Annotated in this window: 1 pseudogene; it reads left to right on the plus strand. The window is 42.4% G+C overall.

Going from position 1 to position 472, the window contains the following annotated elements:
- Window positions 1–435: pseudogene (locus tag LI114_RS13740) on the plus strand (hypothetical protein); the annotation flags it as partial.
- Between the last annotated feature and the right edge of the window lie 37 nt (window positions 436–472).

Genomic DNA, 472 nt, shown 5'->3' on the forward strand with positions numbered 1-472 from the left:
GGGAAAAGGTCAGCTTTTTATCATAGGTCTGCTGAGAAAATATTACGGAAAGGAGGTTTTGCAATAATGGATATCAATGATATTTCTTTGCATGAGCTGAGAAAAATGAATGACTGCGAAGGACTTGTCATACAAGGGTGCGGCGGTGATCTGCAGGAATGGGTGAACGGCATAAATGATATGCTGACTGAAAGCGGAATATTGCAGAATGGAAGTAAGTTTGAAAAAGCATTCTCTTTTAAAAACGGGGACCTTACCTGTCTGCTGTTTCCATTTGATGACGTTCAGCTTGATGTCGGAAAGCTTGCAATATGGCGGCTCCGAACGAGGGAGGATTTCGGAAGCACATGGCTGTCGGACTATGTGGAGAACTCGTTGGGAGGATATATTCAGGAGCAGTCGGAAACCGAAGATTTTGAAATGGAGATGATGTAAATGACGTATTTGTTCATTGGAATGATGATAGGTGTTA

The sequence above is a fragment of the Ruminococcus sp. 210702-SL.1.03 genome, assembly GCF_020559915.1.
In the GTDB taxonomy this organism is placed as follows: domain Bacteria; phylum Bacillota; class Clostridia; order Oscillospirales; family Ruminococcaceae; genus YE71.